14 protein-coding genes are annotated in these 20,821 nt (G+C 59.8%); 9 read left to right on the top strand and 5 right to left on the bottom strand.

What is annotated here, in order from left to right; genetic code table 11:
* Positions 1-121 precede the first annotated feature (121 nt).
* From KI787_07775 to apbC, 5 genes are all read right to left on the bottom strand, one after another.
* Complete coding sequence (locus tag KI787_07775; GenBank protein MBV6629849.1) at positions 122-3,751, bottom strand: SDR family NAD(P)-dependent oxidoreductase; 3,630 nt, start codon at positions 3,749-3,751, stop codon at positions 122-124.
* Positions 3,748-9,183 carry an AMP-binding protein gene (locus tag KI787_07770; GenBank protein ID MBV6629848.1) on the bottom strand — a complete coding sequence of 1,812 codons (5,436 nt, stop codon included), beginning with the start codon at positions 9,181-9,183 and terminating at the stop codon, positions 3,748-3,750. Before KI787_07770 ends, KI787_07775 begins: the two co-directional genes overlap by 4 nt.
* 509 nt (positions 9,184-9,692) lie before the next feature.
* Complete coding sequence (locus KI787_07765; GenBank protein ID MBV6629847.1) at positions 9,693-10,010, bottom strand: RNA-binding protein; 318 nt, start codon at positions 10,008-10,010, stop codon at positions 9,693-9,695.
* A gap of 347 nt (positions 10,011-10,357) precedes the next feature.
* Positions 10,358-10,924: a dCTP deaminase gene (locus KI787_07760; GenBank protein MBV6629846.1), complete on the bottom strand. Its 567-nt coding sequence runs from the start codon at positions 10,922-10,924 to the stop codon at positions 10,358-10,360.
* A gap of 6 nt (positions 10,925-10,930) precedes the next feature.
* Positions 10,931-12,013, bottom strand: a complete 1,083-nt coding sequence (gene apbC, locus KI787_07755) for an iron-sulfur cluster carrier protein ApbC (GenBank protein MBV6629845.1) — start codon at positions 12,011-12,013, stop codon at positions 10,931-10,933.
* Positions 12,014-12,141: 128 nt separating this feature from the next.
* On the opposite strand from apbC, the gene metG reads away from it, so the two are divergent.
* From metG to KI787_07710, 9 genes are all read left to right on the top strand, one after another.
* The gene (gene metG / locus KI787_07750) at positions 12,142-13,758 is read left to right on the top strand and encodes a methionine--tRNA ligase (GenBank protein ID MBV6629844.1); all 1,617 of its coding nucleotides are present in this window, start codon (positions 12,142-12,144) and stop codon (positions 13,756-13,758) included.
* 45 nt (positions 13,759-13,803) lie between these two features.
* A complete protein-coding gene (rsxA, locus tag KI787_07745) occupies positions 13,804-14,379 on the top strand; it encodes an electron transport complex subunit RsxA (protein ID MBV6629843.1) in 576 nt (191 codons plus the stop codon).
* A complete protein-coding gene (gene rsxB, locus KI787_07740) occupies positions 14,379-14,927 on the top strand; it encodes an electron transport complex subunit RsxB (protein MBV6629842.1) in 549 nt (182 codons plus the stop codon). The genes rsxA and rsxB overlap by 1 nt, the downstream gene beginning before the upstream one ends.
* Complete coding sequence (gene rsxC / locus KI787_07735) at positions 14,927-16,564, top strand: electron transport complex subunit RsxC (protein MBV6629841.1); 1,638 nt, start codon at positions 14,927-14,929, stop codon at positions 16,562-16,564. Before rsxB ends, rsxC begins: the two co-directional genes overlap by 1 nt.
* Complete coding sequence (locus KI787_07730) at positions 16,564-17,556, top strand: RnfABCDGE type electron transport complex subunit D (GenBank protein ID MBV6629840.1); 993 nt, start codon at positions 16,564-16,566, stop codon at positions 17,554-17,556. The genes rsxC and KI787_07730 overlap by 1 nt, the downstream gene beginning before the upstream one ends.
* Positions 17,553-18,203: an RnfABCDGE type electron transport complex subunit G gene (locus KI787_07725; GenBank protein ID MBV6629839.1), complete on the top strand. Its 651-nt coding sequence runs from the start codon at positions 17,553-17,555 to the stop codon at positions 18,201-18,203. The genes KI787_07730 and KI787_07725 overlap by 4 nt, the downstream gene beginning before the upstream one ends.
* On the top strand, positions 18,196-18,867 hold the full coding sequence (locus KI787_07720; GenBank protein ID MBV6629838.1) for an electron transport complex subunit E: 672 nt from the start codon (positions 18,196-18,198) through the stop codon (positions 18,865-18,867). The genes KI787_07725 and KI787_07720 overlap by 8 nt, the downstream gene beginning before the upstream one ends.
* Positions 18,868-18,937: 70 nt before the next feature.
* Positions 18,938-19,843, top strand: a complete 906-nt coding sequence (locus KI787_07715) for an alpha/beta hydrolase (protein ID MBV6629837.1) — start codon at positions 18,938-18,940, stop codon at positions 19,841-19,843.
* Positions 19,844-20,051: 208 nt separating this feature from the next.
* A complete protein-coding gene (locus KI787_07710; protein MBV6629836.1) occupies positions 20,052-20,786 on the top strand; it encodes a hypothetical protein in 735 nt (244 codons plus the stop codon).
* The last annotated feature ends 35 nt before the right edge of the window (positions 20,787-20,821 follow it).

Raw genomic sequence — 20,821 nt, 5'->3', positions numbered from 1 at the left:
TCGACGCTGCGCCTCGAGCATGATCAAGGCGAGTGCATACAGCACTGGCTGGCACACAGCCTGGGACGCTGGTGAACCGAACTGAGCCTAGGCCGCCTTGTGCAAAATGCGGCGTCGCCCCCTACACGGTCACTGCATTGCCCCGGAAGATACGCGATAGATAACGACTTTGGCTAGGCGTGGGGGCTGGTACCGAACACGCCAACACAGCGTCTACCACGCGCTCCATTTCTTCAGCCAACTCCTGATCGGTACCGGGCTCTTCTGCTCTGGCTCGGCGGGTGAGCTGAACTTGATTCACGGCCGGCGCCGTTGGCAGGCGCTCGCCTTCTACACCCAGGGTGACAGTGAAGGCGTGCAAAGCCGTTTTGATGAACAGCGCTAATGCAAACTCTTCGCGCGTTGAGGCGCGGGAGGTGTCGGGAGTCAGAAGAACAACCTGGCAGCGCGGCAGCAAAGCCGCAACACGCGCCACCCGGAAATGATGCGTGAGCTGATCGCGTACCACGCCCGCAAACTCATCCCGGCTAAGGACTCGGCTCCAATCACCGCCTGCCTCGCTGGCCAAGGCGTTCAACGGCAAACGCACACAGGGCGTATTGACCACCACATCTGGCGGGCCATGGCGCTCAATCAGTTGCCGGATGTCCTCTTCAACATCGGCGCTGCTAGCGCGCACCTCGAACAAAGCCCCACCTGGACCCTCCACCCGATGTCGCAAATACTCGGCGACTTCCTCGGTACGGGTGAGCATGCTAATCCGCGCCACACGGTGACGCAGGAAGCCCTCGGCAATGGCCACAATTTCCTCGCGCATGGCGTCACCGATTAACAACACATGCTTGCCCTGCAAGCGCTCCAGATCGGCCGCGCCAGGCTTGAGCATTAACTCGCCTTCGGTCACGGAGCGATCAAACTTCAAGCCACCGGATGGGTGAAAGGTTTCCCCGCTGACGCTGTCGTCGGCCAAGCTGAACACCGTGGACAAGCCCACTTGTTCATCGGTGGGCATTTTGTGTAAGTGCAGCCGATCCAAAATGCCCGCCTCAATTTTCTCCGCTGCGCGTTGCACCTCAGAGGCACTGAAAAAGTCCCCACTTGGAGGCACGAAGGCTGACTCAAAAGCCTGCGCGTCTGCTGCGGAAATGAGAGCTACGGCGCGCAGTCTGTTCAACAACTTGGGAACCAAAGCCGCGCTTAACAAAGAGTGGCTGGCCCCCGACGCTGGGTCGCCTTGGGCCACTTTGGCAAATAGTTTTTGCATCGCCGCGGGGGCATCTTCCCATCGCTGCAACTGTTCAATGTCGTTACAGGCCAGGGTCTGCAGAATGTCATTGGCTGAGGCGCCAGCATTGAGTGCGGCGACTAATGCTCCATGCACTTGGTTCAGGCGCTGATTCTCTTTGACTAAGCGCCCCCGCCGCTCGAATAAACCCGGCTTGCCTCCCAATCCCCGCAAACGCGCTCCATCTACCGGCCCTGGCGCCATGGCATTAATTTGAATTTCCGGCCCGAGATGCCGCGAGAGAATCTCTGCCAGAGCGCGCTGCCCCGCTTTGGAGACCGTGTAATCCGCGCGGTTCGGATAAGCCACAGCGACGTATTTTTCGCCGCCAAAATAGCTGGAGACATTGAGTACCACGCCGCGCCCACGCTCTTTCATGCGCGGCGCAAATTTTCGAATCAGCGAATAGTTGGATACGAGGTTGGCCTCCATGGTCATATCCCAGGCCTCCAGACTCATATCCACCACCATTTCTTCGGCGCCAGAAATACCTGCGTTATTGATCAGATAGTCCAGCTCGCCAAACACCGCCAAGGTGTGGTCGTACAGCCTTTGCAGATCCGCTTCCCGCGACACATCAATATTGTCCAGTACGAACACCCGCTGCTCGGGCCTGGCATATCCCACGCCGCGCAGCTCCGCAATGATCTCCTCACGGGCAGCCTGGAGTTTTTCAGCACTCCGCGCGGCCAGTAGCACCCGCGCGCCGGCCATTGCCAAGTAACGACCCAGTTGCATGCCGATGCCCAAGCTGCCCCCGGTAATGAGGGCCGTTTTGCCATGATGCAGACCAGGTAACACCCGCTGTATGGGCTGCGGCATAGCCGACTTCCCGGTGGCGCGCTGGATGCTTTTTGGCACCCAGAGGTTGATCGCATCCATCTTGCGCGCGCCGTTGTTCAGCGTCGCGGTCCAATCTGCACTAAAGGCGAGATTGTCGTCTTCGGCATTGGCATAGCGCACCAATTGGTTCGGCAATGCCGACCAACCCCACTCGCCCTTGGATACACGGTGCTCTTCCTCATCGCGCCAGATTCGGATTAACTCCTCAACGGCGGCGCGACGAATCTCATTGAGGCGGTTGCCGCGGCCATCGTCGCCATTGGTCACAAAGGTCACCGGCGGTGGCGGCGGTTGGGGATCCCAGCTTTGCAAATGCTTCGCTAATGCAGCAGCGAAGGCCACCGGCGCCACCACCTCACGGCGAATAAAGTGCGCAACGTCTTCATCTTCGGCCTGGGCCAGCGAATACCCATGCTCGCCATTGCGCAGCGCGGGTAAAAACACCACGCCATCCAAACGGCCAAAGTGATCTCGGACAAACTGCAAACTACGCTGCATGGTTTCTGGACGCAGCGGATCTAGCAACTGCACATGAGCCGTTCCCTTGAGCCGGCCCTGGGCCCGCGCACGCGCTGCACCGGCAGCATCCAAGTTTCTGAAGGCCAGCACCACCTGTGCCCCGCGCCGCTGATTGTGCTCGGCAAAGACCAAGGCCTCTTCTACATCCTCACCACCGAGCACCAGAATCACGCGGCCCCGCAAATCTACCAAACGCTCATCGGGCCAGGACACCAGTTTGGAGCGGCTCTGGGCCGGCACCTGCATGCCATTGGTGACCTCGATGGCATGCCCGGACAACGCTGCGGACTCGTCGCTGGACAAAAACACGGCGGCACCAGCCACATCTGTGGGCGTGGGATAACGGAAATCTGGGGGAGAGTCTCCTTCTGCCCGTTGCAACAGCATCAAGCCGCGGAATTGGGCCGAAGTGCTCCCAGGCTGCAGATCCTGGAGCTGGTCCATGGCAGCAAAAACCGTGTCGATACGCTCAGATTTAATGGGCCCTGGGAAAATGGTGTTCACACGAATGGCGCGACCCTCTGCCCCGAGCTCCTGGGCCAAACCTTGCGACAAGGCGTTCAATCCAGACTTCGGCACCGCATAAGGAATACGGCCGTAGTAACCGGTACGCGAAAAAATGGTGGACACATTGATGATGGATCCACCTGCTGACATCTGCGCCACCGCCGCGCGGACCATATTCCAAGGACCACCCAGCAGGTTGAGCGCCGACTCATACATGGTTTCGGCTTCACCCAGGCTACTCTTTTCAGCCTCGGCAAAGGGAATTTCACGCAGGGTGCGCTTGGGGCCAGCACCACCAGCGTTGTTGATGAGTACATCAATGGGGCCGAAGGTTTCTACGGCCTGCGCCACGATATCGCGGCAAGCCTGGGCATCGGCGCAATCCCCCGCCACCACGGCCATGTGATCTTGCGCAAAACCCTCGCTAACCAGCGTTTCTACAAAGCCTTGCAGCTTGTTTAGGTTGCGCCCGGTCAGCACCAAACGAGCGCCTTCGCGCAGCAGATGCCTGGAAATCACCGAGCCAATGTTGCCGGCGGCCCCGGTCAAAATGACATGACGGCCTTGCAGGCGTTGATGAGAATCGGAATGTGTCATCGCAATGTTCCTGCTGAGCCAGTGTCAATTTTTTCCCAGGCAATACCTTGGGCCTGCGCATCGCGCAAAGCCCAGGCTCGGTACAGCTCATCACGAGTTTTCAGCCCCAATCGTGGAAGAGCGTGTATGGCCACATAGTTGGCACCGGCATGCGCGTTATCCCACATGGCCTGATGTGCATCGGCAAGCTCTGCCAGGGGTATTGCGGTGGGTGTCACCACATCCAACATGCCGGAGGCAATGCGTTCCTGGACTTCGGCGAATTCGCGCGCGGTGTTCAAGTGCGTACCGCGAATTTCCGCCGTCGGCATCATGATGCGGCGTTGGCGCATCCACACCTGCGGGGCGTAAAAGCTCAGCCGCTGTCCCTGCAAATCTTCGGCATACACCACGCAGCCCACATGCGGTTTCACCAAAGAGGTAGCCAGGGCCAGCTCGTCTTGACCACCACGGGAAAAAATCACATCGGGGAGACCGCGCCGATCTAGGGTGTTGCGTAATAAGGGGGCAATAGCACTGCCAATGGGTTTCAGAGTGCGATCCGAAAACTGGCGCACCGCTTCTTTGAAGGCAGCCGACTCTGTAAATGGGTCCGGCATAGGGGCCAAGGGGCCCGGAGGGTCGAAATCGTCTCCATAACGGCGCCGCAATTGCTCCACACTGACCACACCCGCGAAGGGTGCGCGAAAACCCAGGGAGTTCACGAACTCGCGCTGCGACAAGGTATCGGTGAGCACGGCCACACGCGCTCCGCGCTGCAAGCCCACTTCAATGGCCTGTATCGCCAGCTGGTCCACGATGCCATCTGCAGCGCCAACCCCGTAGCGCACCAACAAGGCCTGGCCGGCGCGCAAGGCTGCTCGCTGCAGAATCTCTTCTGGGCTCACTGCGCCGGGCTTGCCCATGAAGCTGAAGCGATAGCCAGAGGACGCGCCGAAGAAAGTGAGTACACCATCCGGGCCCAAGGCCTGGAAGGAGCGGCCAAAAGCAGCTTCGCCAGCATGGGACACCACATAGTCGATGGGGCCACCGGCCCGCGCATGGACCTCTTCCACAAAAGCTTCACCCGCAGCCTCCCAGTCGGCCCAGGTGGCGGGATCATCAGGAACCGGCGTGAAAGCCTGTTCCCAGCGCGGATCTTTGCGGCTGACCGCAGACCCGCCGTAGGCGCTGACCCGCTCAGCACGCTCTGCCGAGGACACCAGGCCCACCACAGGCAAACCCGACTGCTGTGCAGCGCGCAGACATTCCAGCCCGGTGCCGGTAGCGGCGCCCTCCACAAACAGACGTTTGCCAGGCTGAACCTGCAAGGTGCGATAGAGCGCGCGGTGGATGGTGCCCTGGGTCAAGGCGTAGGAGCCGGCCTCCTCAATCGTCAAACCATTTAGCTTGGGTTGTAGCTGCGGGCCCTGCACCACCAAAAATTGAGCATGACTGCCGTCGTTAATTTCATAGCCTTGAATATGAAAATCGGCGGCCATGGGGTCCAAGCCCTGATCCGGCGACAGTAGCTCGCTTTGCCCCGAGTAAATCGTGACCAGTTGACCCACGCTCAAACGCCCCTCGCGCACCAGTTCACTGCCCAGAGCCGCGATGAGGGCCACACCACCGGAGCCGGTCACCTGCACATCGGCATCACGATTATCAAAAGGCGATACCGGAATTCCGGTAATGGCCCAGATATCGTTGTAGTTCACCTCAGAGGCCAGCACATAGACCAAAGCCTCATTCGGCCCAGGCTGCGGAGTGGGAAGAATCAGCAGTTCCTCGGCCTGAGCCGGGTCTGCATGCAAAGCCGCCCCGGTGTGCGGGTCTTTGCGCACCCCCATGCCGTACTGCCATGCGGGTATGGGCGTCACCCCCGGATAAAAGCTGGCGTCGAGTGGCAATAATTGCCCCTGGGCCTGGAGTTGCTCCTGAGTGGCCGGGTCGACCGGATTGACCAGTCCTCCGGGTTTCAAGGGCAGCGGTGCACTGCGCTTTTCCAGAAAGGCTCGAATCCCCACCGGCCCGGATTGCGGATCGCAGACGGCCTCAGCGAAAAGCTGCGCTTCTCGTCTTAAGCCTGCGCTTTGCCCTTGGCTAGCACCACTTTGGATGGCCTCCACAATGCGATCTCTGGAGGCGCGGCGACCGCTGCCTTCCAGCTGCTGCAGCAAGCCTGCCAGTGGCTGTTGCTGGAGCCAATCCGGTTGCCAGGGTAAGACCTGCTCCCGCTGTTCCAGATAGGCATGCCGTTGTTCCATGGCGGCGACCAAGGGGCCAGCACCAGCCAGGTATTCGCGCAGCCGTTGCACGGCCACCGCCACTGGACTACGGGCCTGATCGCCTACCACTTCATCCACCAGACCCAGCTGCTTGGCCTCGGCTGCGGTCATAGAGCGCCCGCTGAGAATGACTTGCGCAGCATCGCGCAGCCCCTCCTCGCCACGCCGAGCGTACAAACGCCGCGGCAGGCGCTGGGTGCCACCGTAGCCAGGCAATAGGTTCAGGTTAATTTCGGGTTGCCCAAATTGAGCATGACCATCCGCCACCAAGTAGGCGCAGGCCAGGGCTAACTCACAGCCACCGCCCAGTGCAGGGCCATTCACAGCCGCCAGCACCGGAATCGGCAGATTCTCCAAGGCAGCAAAGGCTGTTTGCGCAGCATTTGGAGGGGTGCGAGCGCTATCCATATCGCCGGCCTCGCCCACGTCGAGCAATTCTTTGACATCGGCCCCGGCCACAAAGGCCCGGCCGGCGCCAGATATCACCAACCCCCGGATGTCTGGCTTGTCGCGAATATGCTGCAGAACCGTGTTCAGCTCATCCAGAGCCCGTTCATTGAGCGCGTTCACGGGCGGGTGATTGACCCAAAGCAGAGCGACACTGGTGTCGGCACTGAGGCTATGCGTCTCCCAGCGCAAATAGCGGTAGGTCTGCACAATATTGCGCACCTCGCCCAGCTGTCCGAGATTGCGCCAAGCCTCCACCACCTCGCGAATTTCCTCCACCACTTCCGGGTTGCGCAAGGTGGATAAATCGCCCAGGGGTTGATCCAGCAAAATGCCGCGCAGGGTGCGGCGCATGTACTTGCCGGAACGGGTTTCGGGAAAACCCGACACCACCAGAAAGTCCCCGGGCACTGCGGTCACGCCTTTTTCGTCCCGCACCAAACCCTTGAGCCGGTCCAGATCATCATCGCTGATCCGTGCGCCAGGCGCGGGGATCAGAAAGGCGACGGGCGTTTCGCCCTTCTCGGCATGGGGCGCTCCGACGACTACGGCATTACCCACGGGCGAGTCTGCACGGAGCACCTTGTCACGTAGGATAGCGCCTTCGATCTCTTCGGTGCCTAGGCGGTGGCCGGAGACATTAATCACATCATCGGAGCGCCCATGCAGGGTAAAGCCACCATCGGCATGTCGGCGCGCGTAATCACCCTGGGTGTAGGCCCATCCGCCAGACCAGCGTTGAAAATAGACTTGGCTGAAGCGCTCCAAATCACCTTTCCACTGCTCACTGTGCAGGTTCTGCGCATCGCCCCAAATGGTGCGTGCCAGATAGGGATAGGGCTGCTGGATGACTAGTTCACCCTTTTCACCCTCTTCGGCTAGGCGCCACTGTGTGGCCTGCCCTTGCTCATCTTGCTCCTCGGCGATTCGCACTTGGGCATCGATCCAGGGTAAAGCCCAGGTCTTGGCATCCGGGGCAAGATTCTTGTGATCTCCCCAAGGACAGGAAAACACCATGCCTCCATGTTCGGTGGCCCAGTACGAATTGATGTAACGCTCGCAGACCTGCTGCATGGCAAATTGCTGCACGGCCGGTGATACCGGCTCGGCGCAGAAGGTTGCCACCTTCAATGCCGCCATGGAGTAGCTTTGTAGATCGGCTGTACTGGCCGGGTCAGTCATCACGGCTTTGAGGAAGGTGGAGCCAGCCTTAAAAATGGTGACCTCATGCCTCTGAATGATGGAGGCAAAACGCCCTGCGTGCGGAAACAAGGGCGAGCCCTCCGCGACCACTGTCGACATGCCCAAGGCCAGTGGTGCGGCGATGAGATACGACTGTCCGGTTATCCAGCCGGGGTCAGCAATCACATAGAGCCGATCCTCCGGCCCCGCTGCGAAGACCATACGCATGGTGTGGCTGATGCCAGCTAACCAACCGCCGTGGGTGTGCACCACGCCTTTAGGCTTGCCGGTAGAGCCTGAGGTGTAAATGATGAACAGCGGCGTATCTGCGGGCAGCGGCAGTGCCGGGTGGATAGCGTTGAGCGCCTGCCAGTAGTCCCGATCATCCAGCCCCTCCAAGTGTGCGGCGGCGGCATCGGCCAGTTCTGGAATGCCCACTTCGGCAAAGGCCTGCTGGGTGGCCTGCTGGACCAGTTCAGCGGACCATTGATCGCGATCCTGCACCACCACATCCTGGCCGGTGTAGCGAACCACAACAACGGTTTGCACGATATGCTCGGCAGCGGCCAAGCTGCTTGCGACCTGCGTGCGTACAGCCGCCAGTACTGTAGGCGAGAGTTGCGATTCGGCAGCCAGGACCTGCCCTAACTCACGCATAATGTCGCTGCGCTCTAGCGTAATTTCACCGCGTAATGCGGCTGCGACACGCGCCTGGATACGACTACAAACCTCGGCCGAAAGCTCGGTGCCTTCCAGCACCTCTTGCAAGACCTTAAGCCCCGTCGCCAAAGGGATAAAGTTGTCTAAGGCCGGATCGGTGTAGGCCTCTTTAAAGGGGACGACCTCGGCATTGCGATAACCACCGTCCGCGGTAATCACTACCTTGGCACCGGCATCGTAGATACGATCCGAGAGTGTTTTGGCTGAGAAGCCTCCAAACACCGGGGTGTAAATGATGCCCAGTCGTTTGGCGGCCTCGGTGTAGTAAATCTGCTCTGGAATATTGGGCAGATTCAGCGCGATTCGGTCACCGCGCCCTAAACCCAAGTTGTGAAGAACGCGCGCACGGATAATGGTTTCGCGCAGCAGCTGCCTGTAGCTGATGTGCTGCTGATGGACCGGACCACCTTTGCCCTCGTTGAGTGAGGGATCCCAACGATCACCTTCGAAAATGATGGCGGTTGCGGCGCCGCGCCCTTGCAGTACATGACGATCCACTTCGTTGAAGCAGGCATTCGTTTGCGCGCCCATAAACCAGCGGTAAAAGGGAGCATCGGAGTCGTCAAATGCTGTATGCCAGGGTCTCCAGTCTGCTTCTGGCAGGGCATGGGGAGTGCGCCCATCGGTCGCAGCAAAGCCGCTCCAAGCCTGTTGCTCGGGATCGTAGCTCAGCCAACAGCCGTTGGCGTACCAATGCAGCTCCGCAGCAGCAATAGTGCCGTGATAAGCACCCGGATCGGCCTGGGCAGCCCGGCGATGTTGTGCTTCGTCGGCTGCATCCTGCAACCGGCCCCAAGCCATGATTGACGCGGCCATCGACGGTCTCCTCCTGTCGATTCCAACGGCTGCCATGGAAGCAGGCGTCAGTCTGGCTGCGCAAGCCCGCGCTGGCGACGCGGCCAAGCGTAAGCAACGACGCTCAGCCTAGGAACTGCGCTTCAGTGAGGCTTAGCGCCAACAAGTTCATCTAATTTCTAGCTTCTTGAAGAAAATAGCGGCCTGTGAGCACGCCCGCAAATTTGCGCGAGTCTGGCCTTTTGTCGCGGGCATGGTGCTTGTTGGCGGCGCGCCCTCAGGAAACACTGCATAAACCGCTGTGCTCGCAATCTGACCCGCCGGCGGTGCTCGCCAGTCAACAAAAGAAGCCTCACATACGCCCATATGCTGCGGCTTCTGCGCTCCGGCAGCGGACCACCTTGCTTCGCGCGCAGATTTCTTCAGTACTTCCCCAAGCCACAAATAGAAAAGCCCGCGGTGCGTTTCCGCACCACGGGCCCAATGTCCCTCGATTCGCCAGCAATTACGCTGGCTGGATCACACGGATCTTAGAAACGGCCACCGCCGCCGCCAGCCCGGCGCTGACCGCCGAAACCGCCGCCACCGTTACGTGGGCGATCTTCACGAGGACGAGCCTCGTTCACGCGCAGGTTACGACCTTCTAGGTCTTTACCGTTGGTGCCTTCAATCGCAGCTTGAGCAGCTGAAGCGTCAGGCATTTCTACGAAACCAAAGCCCCGCGAACGGCCGGTTTCCCGGTCCATCACGACTTTAGCCGAGCTCACCTCGCCAAATTCAGCAAAAGCGGCCCGCAAGCCTTCGTCGTCCGTCCGGAAGGACAGGTTTCCTACATAGATGTTAGTCATCGAACTCATCAACGCTATGTCAAATCAAAATAAAACCCCATCAGGCTCAATCCATAGCAAACTGAGTTCTGATGACCGTGCATACACGCGGTGACCGCAATATAGCAGTCAGCGCTGCTAACGTCGCGTCAAAACCGCGATTTGTAGAGATTTATTTTTTGGTCCCACCCAGCTGACACCCGTGGGCTACAGTCAGCCCAGCAACCGGAATCGCCTCAGAGTCGCCGCAGCGCAGGCCCAAGACCCTTTGCAGGGCATCAATGCTCGGAACCGCACAGGTTGCTCTACTCAGGCAGTGATGACTCCCACACCATAGTTGGGACGTCGGTCAGATCAAGCTGCGCCGATTAAGCGCGCGGCAGGGTGACGCCCTGCTGCCCTTGATACTTCCCAGCGCGATCAGCGTACGAGGTCTTACACACTTCGTCCGATTGCAGAAAGAGCATTTGCGCCACTCCTTCATTCGCATAAATTTTCGCCGGCAAGGGAGTGGTGTTGGAAAATTCCAAGGTCACATGGCCTTCCCACTCCGGCTCCAAGGGAGTGACATTCACGATAATGCCGCAGCGGGCATAAGTGCTCTTACCCAAGCAAATGGTCAGCACATCGCGAGGGATTCGGAAATATTCCACCGTACGCGCCAGGGCAAAAGAGTTCGGCGGGATGATGCAGATATCCCCCTCATAACTCACAAAACTTCCATCGGAGAAGTTTTTGGGGTCGACCACAGCACTATTGATGTTGGTGAAAATTTTGAACTCGCTGGCACAGCGCACGTCATAGCCGTAACTGGACACGCCATAGCTCACCATTTTTTCGCCGCGGCTGTTGGAACGCACTTGCTCTTCAGCAAAGGGTTCGATCATGCCTCGACGCGCCTGCTCAGTAATCCAGCGGTCCGATTTAATACTCATAATGTTCTAAGACTCAATGACGATCTCGGGAAATTCTGCAGCGCCTGCTCCTGCCAACGCCGTTGCGGCGCGTCGGGCAAGCTGCAGGTAACGCATGGCCAGCGGTGACTCTGGTTCGGCCACCATCGTAGGTCGGCCCGCGTCCGCTTGTGCGCGAATCGACCCGGCAAGCGGCAACGAGCCCAAGACCTCAACCCCAAATTGTTCGGCCATCATTTGCGCACCGCCGCTATCAAACACCGGGTCTACGTGCCCACATTGGGAACAGGTGTGGCCCGCCATGTTTTCGACCACGCCCAACACGCTGATACCCACCTTTTCGAACATGCGCAGACCCTTTCGCGCATCCAGCAAAGCCATTTCCTGCGGCGTAGTCACAATCAGCGCGCCGCTCACAGGAATACGCTGCGCTAAAGACAACTGCGTATCGCCCGTACCTGGTGGCAAATCGACGATGAGATAGTCCAGCTCTGGCCAGCGGGTTTCCGCCAGCATCTGCTGCAGCGCTTGCGTCACCATGGGACCACGCCAAATCATCGGGTCTGCAGGGTCGACCAGCAAGCCTATAGACATGAGGGCAACCCCATGCGCCATAACTGGGTGCATTTTCTTGCTGGCCTCTACGGCCGGCTTTTTATCAGCCACGCCCAACATTAAGGGCTGGCTTGGGCCATAAATATCAGCGTCCAGCATGCCGACCGTGGCGCCTTCCGCGGCCAGGGCCAACGCTAAGTTTGCGGCCACGGTGGACTTACCCACGCCACCTTTGCCGGAAGCCACAGCAATGACATTAGAAATGTTCGGAATACGTTTCAGTGCGCCTTGTACAGGCTGCGGAGCGACGGCCCAATCGAGCTCTATCGCGGGCTGCCAACCACTCACCTGTGCCTGCAAGAACTCAGCGATTTCGGCCTTGAGCACAGGTGCCCAACGCTGCGCCGGCACCGGCAGCTCGAGGCGCACTGCCGTAGGCTCAACATGACGCAGTGCGGATGTCAGCACAGGTGCCAACCAGCTCTGCGGATAGCGGGCCAAGAGCACCCTGAGAGTGTCAATATCCAACGGTGGCGGGTTCGCTAACAGATTCAGCCGCTAATGGTAGCAGCGCCGCTCAAGCACAGTAACAATGTGGCCTAGCCGCACTACGCCCAGCCGAATGCGCGGTCTGCTGTGGCAAAATAGCAGGTTCTCTTGTTGACCCCGACGGTGCCATCGCGATGCGTCGCATCCTGCTCACCAGTGCCCTCACTTACGCCAATGGCCCGCTCCACCTGGGCCACATGATTGAGGCTGTACAAACCGACGTTTTTGCCCGCGCCATGCGCATGCAAGGACATGAGGTGCACTACATCTGCGGCTCCGATGCCCACGGCACGCCGATCATGCTCAAGGCCCAAAAGGAAGGCCTGGAGCCAGCCCAGCTGGTACAACAAGTGAGCGCTGAACATCAACGCGATTATGGGGAGTTTTTGATTGGCTTCGATCACTTCCATAGCACCCACAGCGAAGAAAATCGCGAGGCCTTGGAGCGCATCTACACCGCTCTGGATGCCGCCGGTCACATCGCCAAGCGCACGATCGAGCAAGCCTGGGACCCGGTGGAGAAAATGTTTCTTCCCGATCGATTCATCCGTGGAACCTGCCCACACTGTGATGCGCCTGACCAATATGGTGATGCTTGCGAGGTTTGCGGTGCCACCTACGATCCTCTAGACCTCAAAGACGCGCGCTCGGCACTCTCGGGCGCTGCGCCTGAACAGCGCCCCAGCGAGCACTTTTTCTTCAAGCTTGGCGACTTTGAAGGCTTCTTGCGAGGCTGGCTGGATTCGGCCCAGCTACAGCAAGCCGTCAAAGCCAAGTTGCAGGAGTGGTTTGAGGCCGGCCTCAAGGATTGGGATATTTCCAGGGACGCCCCCTATTTCGGCTTCGAAATTCCAGGCGCACCCGGCAAGTATTTTTATGTGTGGGTCGATGCCCCGGTGGGATACATCGCCAGCTGGATGCATTTTCTTGCAGGCACTGGCACTGACCCTTGGGCCGCCTGGAGTGCCGACAGCGACACCGAAGTCTTTCACGTCATTGGTAAAGACATCACCTATTTCCACGCTCTGTTTTGGCCGGCGATGCTTCAAGGCGCAGGCCTAAAGCCTCCCAGTGGCATTCATGCCCATGGCTTTCTCACCGTTAACGGCGAGAAGATGTCTAAGTCGCGTGGCACCTTCATCACCGCGCGGCAATACCTGCAGCAGCTACCTGCCGAGTATTTGCGCTATTACTTTGCCGCCAAACTCGGAGCCGGCGTTGATGACGTCGATCTCAACCTGGAGGACTTCCGCAGTCGAGTGAACTCCGACCTGATTGGGAAATACGTCAACATCGCCGCCCGCTGCGCAGGCTTTGTGAAGAAAATTGGCGAGGGACGCCTAGCAAGCGAGCTGGACCGGCCGGAATTGGTGGCCGAATTCGCCGCAGCCGGCGACGCCATTGGCCAAGCTTATGCCGCCCGTGAAAGTGGACAAGCCGTGCGGCAGATCATGGCCTTAGCCGATAAAGCCAATGCCTATGTGGCCGAGCGTGCGCCCTGGAGTTTGGCCAAAGACCCCGAGCATGCCGACGAAGTGTTGCCGGTGTGCACCACGGCCATTAATTTGTTCCGCCTGCTCAGCCTTTACCTTCAGCCCATCCTACCCAGTACGGCGAGCCGGGTCGGCGACTGGTTACACGGGCTACCGACGTGGTCTGAGCGCGCGCAACCCTTGTTGGCCGTCGATATCGACCCCTACAACAATTTGCTCAGCCGGATTGATGAGAAGGCGCTCGCGGCATTGCACTAAGGCGGTGGATGCGGTGCTCAGCCATCACAGCACGGGCGCTGGGCAATGACCGAATTGTGGCTGCTGTTTATGGGCACCGTGCTGGTGAACAACTTTGTGTTGGTGCAGTTCTTGGGCCTGTGTCCGTTTATGGGCGTGTCCAACAAGCGCAGCAGCTCTTTAGGTATGGCCTTAGCCACCACCTTCGTCCTCACGCTCGCATCAGCAAGCAGCTGGCTGATCGAGCACTTCATGCTGGCCCCCCTGGGCCTGGAATACTTGCGCACCTTGAGTTTCATTGTGGTGATTGCCGCCTCCGTGCAGCTCACCGAAATGTGGGTCCGAAAAACCAGCCCCTTGTTGTACGAGGTGCTGGGCATTTACTTGCCGCTGATCACCTCAAACTGCGCCGTGCTGGGTGTGGCCTTACTCCAAGCCCGTCAAGAATTGAGTTTTAGCGAAGCCGTGTTCTACGGCTTTGGAGCCGCCGTGGGCTTCTCGCTGGTGCTGGTGGTGTTTTCTAGCCTGCGCGAGAGACTCGCTGCAGCCAACATCCCTGCTCCTTTCCAAGGCGCGCCCATTGCCTTGATCACAGCTGGAATCATGTCACTGGCCTTTTTAGGCTTTGCAGGGTTGGCCTGATGCTGTCGGCAGTGATGGCTTTTGCCGGCCTATGCTTGGCGCTGGGTTTAGCGCTGGGCTGGGCTGCAAATAAGCTGCGGGCCGACAGCAACCCCCTGGTCGACAGCATTGATGCCTTGTTGCCGCAAACACAGTGCGGTCAATGCGCTTACCCAGGCTGCCGCCCTTATGCCGAAGCCATCGCAGCAGGCGAAGCCGACATCAACCAATGCCCGCCGGGTGGCGAGGAGGGCGTCATTGCTCTTGCAGAGCTGTTAGGTCGCGAACCCAAGCCACTCAACCCGGAGTTTGGTAGCGCGCCAACATCACCCGTGGTGGCCTATATTCGCGAAGACGAGTGCATCGGCTGCACGCTGTGCATTCAGGCCTGCCCCGTCGATGCCATCGTCGGGGCGAACAAGCTGATGCATACGGTGATCACCGAGGAATGCACGGGCTGTGAGTTGTGCATCCCCCCATGCCCTGTGGACTGTATAGACCTGCATGAACTGCCCACAGCTCAGCCACGCTGGGCATGGCCGGAAGCCACCCAGAACTCGGCCTCCTAATGCTTAACGCGCAGCACGATTTTCGCGGCGGCCTCGCTCTGGCCGGCAACAAGCTCTACGGCGAGCAAGCTGCTACCTGCGCGGCGCCCCTGCCCAGACATTTGTGGATTCCGCTGCATCAGCATCAAGGTCCGCCCGCTGTCCCCTGTGTGCAGCCAGGGCAGCATGTACTGCGCGGAGACCTCATCGCCAAAGCCAGCACTTCTGCGAGCGTGGCGGTCCATGCCAGCAGCTCGGGCTGGGTGCGCGCCATTGAATCCCGCGACCTTGATCAAGGCCGTAGTGTTGACTGCATCCTATTGGAAACTGATCAGCAAGACCAAGCCCGCGACGAGGCTTTGGGGCCTTGCTATACCGACCCTGACGCTACCGCCGCTGAAACCATCATTGAACGCATTGCCGCGGCAGGCATCGTCGGTCTCGGGGGAGCCAGTTTCCCCAGTGCAACAAAGCTCCGTGCGGGCGTAGATCGGCCCACGCTTGAGCACATCATTCTCAATGGCGCCGAATGCGAACCCTACATCTCCTGTGATGGGGCCAGCATGTTAGAAGATGCCGCTGCCATTATTCGCGGTGGCCAATGGTTGCTGGCAGCGAGCGGAGCCCAGCGGCTGAGCATTGCCATTGAAGACCATCATCAGGCCGCCATCGATAGTGTGAATCAAGCGCTGAAGCGCAGCGCCGATGCCCGCATTCAGCTAGTCCAAGTACCCAGCCGTTACCCCCAGGGAGGAGAGCGCCAGCTCATTCAAAGCCTCACTGGTCTGGAGGTACCTCTGGACGGACTGCCACTGGATTTAGGGCTGGCCATGTTTAACGTCGCTACAGCCGTGGCGGTGAAGCAAGCCTTGGAAGAGTCACAGCCACTCACGGAACGCATTGTCACCGTCACTGGAACAGCCATTGCCCAGCCCAGAAATTGGCGGGTGCGGCTGGGCACTCCCATCAGTGAACTCATTGCAGCCAGCGGTGGCCTGACCCACCCAGACCCAGCCCCACGCTTGCTCATGGGTGGGGCCATGATGGGCGTGGTATTACCCGATAAAGATGTGCCGGTGAGCAAAGGGTTTAACTGCCTGCTCGTGGGCCCACCGAGCGATATCCAACCCGCAGCGGCCAGCCGGGCATGTATTCGCTGTGGCGACTGTGTGGAGGTTTGCCCGGCCGGGCTACTGCCGCAGCAGCTGTATTGGCACAGCCAGGCCCGCGAGTTTCAAGCGGCAGCCAAATTACATTTAGATGCCTGCATTGAGTGTGGCGCCTGTGCGGTGGTGTGCCCCAGCGAGATTCCTTTGGTGCAGTACTACCGCTATGCCAAGGCAGAGCTGGCAAACGCCGCTGTGGAACGCCGCAAAGCCGAGCACGCCAAAGCGCGTTACGCCGCGCGTGAAAAGCGCCTGCAACGCGAACACGCCGAGCGAGAGGCCGCCCGCCAACGCAAGCAAGCAGCCCTGCTCCAGGCCGAGCAGACCGCGGCGGCCAAGCCCGCTGATGCAACTTCTGCAGCCGTTGCCGCCGCCCTCGCCAAAGCGCGGGCGCAACAAGCAAAGGCCAAGCAAGCCTTACCGCCAGCCGTTAAGGCTGCTCAAGAACGCGCCCGGCGACAACGCGAGCACAACTCAGGTAGCGACAACTGATGCGTATCGCCGGCCCCTGGATACGACCGCGCCGCCGAGTCCCGCAGGTCATGCTGGCTGTGATCCTCGCCTTGCTACCCGGTGTACTCGTCAGCGTCGCACTGCAGGGGCCCGGGATACTCTTTCAGCTGGTGTACTGCTGTATAGGCGCATTAGGCGCTGAAGCCGGCATCCTGAGGCTGCGTGGGCGAGATCTGAGCTCGCAATTGGGAGACTATTCCGCCCTCCTCACCGGCGTGCTACTCGGGCTGTGCTTGCCGCCTTGGCTACCCTGGTGGCAAGCCCTGCTGGCAGGCAGCCTGGCCACTGCCGTGGGCAAACAGCTGTTTGGCGGCTTAGGCCAAAACCCTTTCAATCCGGCCATGGTCGGCTACGTGATGGTGCTGGTCAGCCTGCCTGCCAGCCTGGCGCTGTGGCCAGCCGACACCACCACAGCCTGGAACCTACCCTGGGCCTATTGGCTGGGTCTGGGAGAGTTGCACGAAGTTGATGCTTGGACTGGCGCCACCCCACTAGACGCGATGCGCAACGGCCTGCGTGCGCAGCTCACCGTTACCGAAGTCACGGCCGACCTGAGCACCGATTTTGCCTGGCTCCTAGCCGTCGCCTGGGGGCTAGGCGGCGTATGGCTGTGGCGCCGCGGCCTGATCCAATGGCGTATACCCATTGCGGTCCTCGCGGGGGTGGCTCTACCCGCACTCATTGCCCAGGCCGTCGATGCGGATCGTTTTGCCTCCGCAGGCTTCCACCTGCTGCATGGCGCGACCATATTTGGCGCAATCTTTATCGCTACCGACCCCGTTTCTGCCTCAACAACGCCTCGCGGACGGCTTATCTATGGCTTTGGCATTGGCCTGCTCACCTGGGTGATACGCAGCTTTGGCGATTACCCCGATGGCTTCGCCTTTGCGGTAATGCTACTTAACATGCTGGTGCCAGTCATTGATGCTCACACGGTGCCTCGGGTATACGGGCAGGAGCACAGATCATGAGTGAACGCAGCTGGCTTGCGAGCATGCGCGGGGCGGGCGCAAATTTGCTGGGCTTTGGCCTGGCAGCCGTGCTACTGCTCGCCAGTGTGCATCAATGCACCCAGCCGCAAATTGCGGCAGCGCAAATAGCCGCCAAACGCGCTGCACTGCTGAGCATGCTGCCAGCCAACAGTTTTGATAATGACCTGCTCGCGGATCGTGTTCGCTGGACACTGCCCGAAGAATGGACAGCCCCCGGCCCAGACATCATCTGGCGAGCCCGTAAACACGGCGAAGTCGTGGCGTTCATCCTGCCGCTGCGCGCGACCGAGGGCTATTCCGGGTCTATTGATTTCTTGCTTGCCCTTAGCCCCCACAGTGAAGTCTTGGGGATGCGCGTCGTAGCGCACAAGGAAACGCCGGGGCTAGGCGATGGCATCGAAGCCCAACGCTCCAATTGGCAGCAGCAGTTTCTGCACCAGGGGCTAGGCTCCATCGCCGCCAAAGATTGGCGCCTGCGCAGAGATGGTGGCGTTTTCGATCAACTTAGCGGCGCAACCATCACCACACGGGCCGTCGTGAACACCATGCAGGCCGCGCTGGTATACATTCAAAACCAAGCACAGGCCATGACCGAAGCGCCCGCTATGGAGCCCAGCGATGAATGAGGTCTGGCGTCGCGGACTATGGAGTAGTAACCCGGCACTCGTGCAGCTATTGGGGCTGTGCCCTTTGCTGGCGGTGAGCAATACCGTGATTAACGGCCTGGGCTTGGGCCTAGCCACCATTGCCACGCTGGTTATCTCTAACCTCAGCGTGTCACTGCTGCGCAAACATATTGCACCCAATGTGCGCATCCCCGTCTATGTGCTGATTATTGCCGCCATCGTGAGCAGCCTGGACATGCTGATGAATGCTTGGCTACACGCCTTGTATCTCAAGCTGGGCATATTTATCCCTTTGATTGTGACCAACTGCGCCATTATTGGACGGGCGGAAGCTTTCGCCGCGCGCAACCCACCGCTAGTCGCTGCCGTCGACGGCCTTGCCATGGGCACCGGCTTTAGCGCCGCATTGATCGCCCTGGGCGCATTGCGCGAAGTGCTGGGCCGCGGCCAACTCTTTGGCGGAGCGGAGCTACTCTTCGGCCCCGCTGCCAGTGATTGGACCATCGAGTTCAGCAGCCAAGGCTGGCTGCTGATGAGCCTTCCCCCGGGCGCATTCCTGGGATTGGCTTTGCTGGTAGCAGCAAAAAATGCCTGGGATCAGCGCCACCGGCGCAGAGCTGCGTGTGCAGCACCAACGCGGGATGGCAACACATCATCGGCCTGAATTGGGCTCGGCAGGTGCGCCGCACGGTTCGGGCTACACTAAACGGCAAAAAACACGCGTCCTACTCTGCATGAACACCCAAACGGTTAACGCCAACGGCATTGAGATTTGCTACGAAGACCGCCCCGGCCCGCAGGCCGATAGCCCCACCGCCTTGCTCATCATGGGTCTGGGCTGTCAGCTGCTGCATTGGCCCGAAGAATTCGTGGCCACCCTGAACCAGTTCTATCGCGTTATTCGCTTTGATAACCGCGATGCCGGCCACTCCACCTGGTTCGAGGGCACGCGTGCGCCCAAAATTCGTCAGCGCGATCTACTTCGTTGGTTCTTCGGCGCTCGCCTTCCCAGCCCGTATAGCCTGGAGGATATGGCTGCCGACACGGTGGGCTTGATGGATGCGCTACAGATTGAACAAGCGCACATTATTGGGGCGTCTATGGGCGGGATGATTGCGCAAATTATTGGCGCGCAGCATCCGCAGCGGGCACAGTCACTGAGTTTGGTGATGACCACTAGCGGCAAACGCACCAAGGGCATGCCACGTCAATCCGCACTCAAGACAATTACCCAGCGGCCAGCCACCCAAGACTTTGATGTGGTGCTCGAAGCTTCTAAACGCTCCTGGCAAGCCCTTTCCGGTCGCGGCCATCCCACGCCTCCAGACGTTGTTGAAGCCCGCTTACGTGCCATCCTCGAGCGTGCTATGAACCCGGCCGGTTTCTTGCGCCAATACGCGGCCATCATGAATCAGCCAGACCGCAGCCCATTGCTGCGCCAGATTGAAAGGCCCACGCTGGTCCTGCACGGAGAAGACGACCCTCTGGTCAACGTCTCGGGTGGCCGGCATCTGGCCAAGGTGATTCCGCAATCCACGCTCATCACCATTCCCGGCTGGGGCCATGATTTTCCGCCTAGCCTGCTACCAGACCTGAGCACGCACCTCAAAAACCATATCGATCAGCATCATTCGGTCTAAAGCTGCAGGGCTGGGTGTCCAGTCGTCCCTAGGCAATGCCCGCAGACGGATGACCGCTCCCGGCAACAATCTGCCCCCCGGCAGCCTTTCGCCAAGTTGTTCAAACAGGCTCTATGAGCCTGCGCGATAGTGGGCTTATAATTACGTGCTCAGGCATGGTTTTTGCTTGCCTCCCCATCTGCCTCCCCTCAACTCATCCCCGCTCCCCATGCGCCTAAATGCTCGCCTGCTGGGCCTGTTCGGCATTGCCATTGTGGGCTCTGTCCAAGCTGCCGCACCGCCTTATCCCACCACCGAAGTTGCTTATATTCCAGGCACCGACGACAAGCTGTACCAGCTGAAGCGCGTCACGGTGTGGAGCGATGCGGGGCAAATTCAGTCTGAGCAGGTATTGTGCGAGACGCCCTGGGGGCAGCCGCAGCATAGCCGCTCGTCCAGCTACATGGATGATGGCACGTTGGCGCAGCTGGAAGTCCGCGACGCCAACTTCGATCTGCGCTGGCGGCTGCGCCGCAGTGGCAGCCAATGGGAGCTGCAAGCCATGCCCTCGCGAGAGGACCGTAGCGGATCCAGCCGCAAACTGCGCTTAGAGCCCAAAGATGTGCCCGCAGACGCCTTGCTGCACATGCTCCAGGCGAATCGTCAGGCCCTAGCCGATGGCAGCATGGATGCGATTCCAGTGGTCTTTCTGCCCTCTACGCGGCGTAAGGTGTATCACGTAGAAACCCACACCCAAAAAACCTCCGCAGGCACCCTGCTCAAGATAGAGCTGTATCAACGCAGCTGGTTCTGGAGGCGGCTGCAGGAGCGCACCTACATCATGGAGCTTGAGAGCGGGCGCTTCCTGCGCTACGCCGGCCCCACCCAATGCCCCCTCCCCGAAGACTATGTTGGTGATGTCCATGTTCGCTACCAGAGTCTGAGTTCCGGCGGCGCCAACTAAGCGCTGAGCGCCGGAGGGCCTGCTTCGGGCCTGCA

It is taken from the genome of Oceanococcus sp. HetDA_MAG_MS8 (genome assembly GCA_019192445.1).
Classification (GTDB): Bacteria; Pseudomonadota; Gammaproteobacteria; order Nevskiales; family Oceanococcaceae; genus MS8.
Note: the sequence above shows the minus strand (reverse complement) of the source record. Positions and strands in the feature narration are given on the sequence as shown.